The following is a 4,651-nucleotide window of genomic DNA, read 5'->3' as shown; positions in this document are numbered from 1 at the left end:
AGTATACATATATTGACAAATCCTCTCAAATATAGAATAATAGTCATATGTCAAGTTGGGGAGGATTTTTTAATGAAAAAGATAATAACTATAATATTATGTGTAGTATTGATATTGGTAGCCTGTGGTGTATTATATGTGTATAATATTCTAGACAAGATACAAAGTAATATAGTCACAAACTCACCAAATATCGAACAGGATGATAAATATAAACAAGAGGATTATAAAATAGAAAAAATAGAACCTAAAATAACCAATGTACTACTTTTCGGTTTAGATAGACGACAAGAAGGAGAAGCCTCCAGATCGGATACTATAATGATAGCAACAGCAGATACCAAAAATAATAAAGTAAAACTAACATCCCTTATGCGTGATATGTATGTGTCTATACCGGGAAAAGGTGAGAACAGGATAAATGCAGCATATGCATTTGGCGGACCATATCTTGCAATCGAGACTGTCAATTCTAACTTTGATATGGACGTAGAAGATTATGTAACAGTGGATTTTTTTGGACTGCCTAAAATAATAGATCGACTGGGCGGGGTGGAAATAGAAGTAAAACCTTATGAAGTAAATATTTTGAACAAGCATCTTTCAGGAATAAACAGTTTGGAAAAAGATAGGGCAGATTCACCACCTATAAGCGGTCCAGGCCTACAAGTATTAGATGGAAATCAGACTCTAGCATATTCTAGAATACGCTATGTGGGAAATAGCGATTATGAAAGAACAGAAAGACAAAGATATGTGTTAAGTCAACTATTTAAGAAAGTAAAGGCCATCTCAATAATGGATATTCCAGGCCTTGTAAATGATATATCCCCATATATAGAGACCAGCCTTACAAAAACTGAAATGATCAAACTTGGGATGGCAGGATACAGCTTAAGACATTGTAATGTAGACCAATACAGGCTACCTGTGGACGATACATTTACCTCCCAATCAATACGGGGAATGGCAGTATTAGTACCTGACATAGAAAAAAACAAGGAACTTTTACACGAGTTTATCTTCGAAAGATAAACTCGTACAAAGTTCCCTTTTTTATATGTTCTAAAATATTTTCCTTTCCACTATTCAATAATTACAGCACGGCAAGGAGTAGAACTGGTTCCGGGTATTTTTAAAGGTAAAACCGTAAGTTTTACTCTAGGCTGCGTAACCTTTTCTAAATTTACACAAGGTGCTAACATTAAAATATCCGCTTTATAAAATTCAGAAAAAAACCCTTCAGGTTTATCTAGATTCTCCCAACGTGCAATATCCGATCCTAGTATAAAGGGTTTTTTGCCTATAAGCCACATCATAGCATCATAGCTAAAATATGGAGAATTATCTAAAAATCTAGGATCCATCCAATATTTGCCCCAATGATTACCTACAAGAATAGCATCGCCTTCTTTTATATACTTACTATTTGAACTTTTTTCAAGGTCTTCAACGGTGATCTTGCTCCTCCCCGACCTATTGTCCGGATTTTTAGGTTCAATATTCAATACAACACAATCTATATTCAGCAGCTTTTCTACAGGTACGTCTATTAACAAATAACATTTATCATTGCCAAAAAAATGTGCCGGAGTTTCGAGATATGTTCCGGTTTGAGAATGCATCCCTTCAAATATTTCACAAAACACATCCCCTTCTACCCAGGGTACCTTAGGTAGGGGTTTTATTTTAAACTTTGGAAACGGAGGCTCATAATTCCACATGCCTTCTTGCATTATACCTGTAATATCAATTACTCTCGACATATCAACATCCCTCTTTTTAAACGTTTTCCATAAAGAAAAAATCAACCTGTATTAATTTTATAGATGAACAAATATGTTATCAGTGGCGGGTATTTTGAAAATAAAATCGTCGGATTTTGTTTGACGGATACATGTTTAATCGAACAGATCAACGATAATGGTTAGTTTATAGTTGTTTTATAAAAATATATTAGCATATAAAAACCTCAATGTCAATAATTAATTCAATGATTAAATTAATTATTAATGCTGGAACTTTTATTCGTATTAATAGTTGTAGACTAGGCATGATACGTGCTCACTATAAATCTAATCTATTTTATTACTTGAATTAACAATTGAAATTGGCCTTGTTTTATATTATAATAAATATATATATTTAAAGACAGTAGGTGTTTGTATGAATCCAGCAATACTAAATGAAAAAGTTAATAATACAAAAAGAATTTTAGAGCTGATAATACAAAATGGCTCTATCTCGAGACCCTCTTTAGCTACCTTAACCGGATTAAGTCCGGCAACTATCACAAATTTAACATTAAATTTATTGAATAAAAAAATAATTGTTGAAAGGGGTAAGGATGAATCAACGCTGGGCAGAAAGGCCAATCTATTAGAATTCAATAATAAATATGCCTATATCGTAGGAGTGCGACCTAGCCCTTATTTCCCAACCGATCTATACATTTCAGACCTGATGGGAAATGTAATAGATAAGCAAAGCATAAAGATCAACTTAAAAGTTGATAAACAAAACACAAGCACAGTGCTTGTAAATAATTTAATAAGCAGTATAAAAAAATTTATAGATAAGGCTCCCAACTCAATCTATAAAAAGATAATCGCTATAGGGATAGCTATACCCGGAATAGTGAATTTCAACGAATCTATATATTCACCATTATTAAACTGGATGAATCTCCCCCTCAAAGGTACAATTGAAAATGCTCTAGGTATACCTACTTTTTTAGAAAACATTGCCAGGGTAAAATCCATATATGAAACAAGACATATCGATAAAGAAAAAGATAAAAATATTATATATATATCATTAAGTCCGGGCATAGGTATGGTAAACTTCTTCGATTCCAAGATGATAAAAGGAAAACATAGTATAGCCGGGGAAATCGGACATATGACTCTAGAACCAGACGGACCTAAATGCTACTGCGGAAACAGGGGATGTTTTGAATTATATTGCGGAGAAGACAATATATTAAAAAATGCCGAAGAACTTATATTAAAAGGCAAATCTCCTATATTAGCAAGTATTATCGATAATGATCTGGAAAACCTAGATTTAAAATCATTATATGAAGCCCAAGAAAAAGGTGATATCGAAATCCATACACTGCTGACCACTGCTGGCAAATATTTAGGTTGCGCCCTTGCCAATATCGCCAATTCTTTCGATCCTGATAGGCTTATAATATCAGGAGGAATAATAGAAAAAGGCGACCTTGTATATAATTGTGCAGTAGAAGAGATGAGAAAAAGATTATTCGATATATACTCTAGAGATATAAAGGTAGAAAAACCGGTGTTAAAATCCCAAGAAATAATAAAAGCAATAGCTGCTTTTACATTATCCAAAATTGTAGACCAGATGATAAGTGGAGATATTTAATCTTAATTATATATTAAAAAAGGACTGCTAAAAAATCTGCAGTCCTTTTTTGTTCTTTTAGAAATCAAACTGGTCAACATTGTCTTCTGTAAATACAAGAGTTTCCCAGTAATAAAAGATATCGTCCTCTCGAGTGGCCTCAGGAAATCCCTCTATATTGGGATTGCCTTCCGGCATATCTACTCCATCTACTAAATTTCCAGCGATGGTAACTGCAAAGGATGCCCAATCTGCAGGGTCCCAAAGCACTGCACTTTTAGCCGCCCCACTCTCGAAAACAGGCTTTGCCAAGTTGGGTGTAGATTGACCGGTAGCATAAATCTCACCTATCTTGCCCTCCTGCTCGATAGCTTTACCTATCGGCCCTAATCCAGTAGAAACATTGCTCATTATAGCCTTTATATTAGGATGGGCTGCTATAATGTTCTGTGTAACAGCAAAACATTTTTCAGGGTTCTCATCCATCCCTTCAATAGCAACACACTTTAATTTAGGATATTTTTCAGCGATGTATTCTTCGATCCTATTGATCCTTGCCTGTAAAAACTCGTTGGTAAGAACTCCGGTCACTATGGCAAATTCACCTTCTTCTCCAATAGTATTAACCATTTCTTCTACCATAGGTACACCAAGTTCAGCTAGATCCATGATTCCGGCATAACAATCACGGCCTTCTTTTCCTATGTCCAAGTCCCAGGTAACAACCTTAATACCTTTATCTCTGGCTTCTTTAAGGACTGGCACCACTGATGTAGAGTCGCCCGATGCTACCACCAAAGCATCAACATCTTGATGAATCATATCTTGTATAAGGCTGATCAATTTAGGAGTGTCAACTTCTGGAGTCCCTGTATAAATAACATCGTAACCCATTTTCTCTCCTGCCTCTATGGCAGCCTGTTCGGCACAAGCAAAGTACGGAACACCAGACACATAGGTCAAAACAGCTATAGTACCCTTTTTTTCAGTTGATGCCTCTGTGTCTCCTTCATCTTCCCCTTCTTTTTGCTCATCATCTGTTTGGGTTTCTTGTTCTGTACCGCTAGAATCACTATCGGTAGCTTCTTGCTGTCCACAAGCTACTAATGTTAAAGCAAAAGCAATCACTAAAACAACAGCAATCACAAATCTGAAACCTTTCATTTTAATTCCTCCTATTTGTTATTATTTATTTATACAGACATGTTTGCATCACCATGTCTGATAAATAACGCCTAATTCTTTTTAGTAAGCTGTCTGAACATCAGACCTACTAACA

At 35.0% G+C, this 4,651-nt stretch carries 4 protein-coding genes; 2 read left to right on the top strand and 2 right to left on the bottom strand.

The genetic code is table 11. From position 1 onward, the window contains the following. The first annotated feature begins 72 nt into the window (after positions 1 to 72). A complete protein-coding gene (locus PHP06_10595) occupies positions 73 to 1,035 on the top strand; it encodes an LCP family protein (protein MDD3840989.1) in 963 nt (320 codons plus the stop codon). Positions 1,036 to 1,085: 50 nt separating this feature from the next. Here the strand turns inward: PHP06_10595 and PHP06_10590 are convergent, their stop codons facing one another. Continuing rightward, positions 1,086 to 1,766 carry a cyclase family protein gene (locus tag PHP06_10590; GenBank protein ID MDD3840988.1) on the bottom strand — a complete coding sequence of 227 codons (681 nt, stop codon included), beginning with the start codon at positions 1,764 to 1,766 and terminating at the stop codon, positions 1,086 to 1,088. 400 nt (positions 1,767 to 2,166) lie between these two features. On the opposite strand from PHP06_10590, the gene PHP06_10585 reads away from it, so the two are divergent. Next, positions 2,167 to 3,393: an ROK family transcriptional regulator gene (locus PHP06_10585; GenBank protein MDD3840987.1), complete on the top strand. Its 1,227-nt coding sequence runs from the start codon at positions 2,167 to 2,169 to the stop codon at positions 3,391 to 3,393. Between the two features lie 57 nt (positions 3,394 to 3,450). Here the strand turns inward: PHP06_10585 and PHP06_10580 are convergent, their stop codons facing one another. After that, entirely contained in the window at positions 3,451 to 4,536 is a 1,086-nt protein-coding gene (locus tag PHP06_10580) for a substrate-binding domain-containing protein (GenBank protein ID MDD3840986.1), read from the bottom strand. Positions 4,537 to 4,651: the final 115 nt, after the last annotated feature.

The organism is Clostridia bacterium (genome assembly GCA_028698525.1).
Taxonomy (GTDB): domain Bacteria; phylum Bacillota; class Clostridia; order JAQVDB01; family JAQVDB01; genus JAQVDB01.
The sequence above is the reverse complement of the archived record's forward strand: the minus strand, read 5'-3'. Positions and strand labels throughout refer to the sequence as shown.

Bases quoted from the DNA above. Each gene is read 5' to 3' on its own strand.
- PHP06_10580 (MDD3840986.1), bottom strand. From the start codon at position 4,536: ATGAAAGGTTTCAGATTTGTGATTGCTGTTGTTTTAGTGATTGCTTTT.
- PHP06_10585 (MDD3840987.1), top strand. From the start codon at position 2,167: ATGAATCCAGCAATACTAAATGAAAAAGTTAATAATACAAAAAGAATT.
- PHP06_10595 (MDD3840989.1), top strand. From the start codon at position 73: ATGAAAAAGATAATAACTATAATATTATGTGTAGTATTGATATTGGTA.
- PHP06_10590 (MDD3840988.1), bottom strand. From the start codon at position 1,766: ATGTCGAGAGTAATTGATATTACAGGTATAATGCAAGAAGGCATGTGG.